Origin of the sequence: Cognatundibacterium luofuense (assembly GCF_018139685.1) — a bacterium.
Classification (GTDB): Bacteria; Pseudomonadota; Gammaproteobacteria; order Burkholderiales; family Burkholderiaceae_D; genus Undibacterium; species Undibacterium luofuense.
The window spans coordinates 1-283 of record NZ_JAGSPN010000636.1 but is presented as its reverse complement, the minus strand read 5'-3'; the positions used below and the strand labels follow the sequence as shown (position 1 = coordinate 283).

Genomic DNA, 283 nt, shown 5'->3' with positions numbered 1-283 from the left:
GCCCCGTCTGCGCAGCATCCCATTGCACATCTGCTCTGTGCGTGGCGGGATTGATCACAAAAGTCAGGATACCGGGGATTTGTCTGACACGAAACTCAATGAGTTGTATGCATGCAGCACAATGCATGCCAGACAAGGCCAGCTTATCCTGCAGGTAGTTTTCTTGAGCGGCGTCTGCGGCCTTGGTAATACGGGTTCCGGGAGGAATAGACATGCGGATTTTCAGGATGGGTTCAATTCGTCTCTGGCACGCAAGTAGTCTGCCGTCATCTGATTTTTTTCA

The 283-nt window shown here is 51.6% G+C and carries 1 protein-coding gene; it reads right to left on the bottom strand.

Annotated elements, in window-relative coordinates:
* Nucleotides 1–214 (bottom strand): cation transporter (locus KDM89_RS21980; RefSeq protein ID WP_212689872.1); only part of this gene is annotated, 214 nt, incomplete at its 3' end.
* Nucleotides 215–283 lie beyond the last annotated feature (69 nt).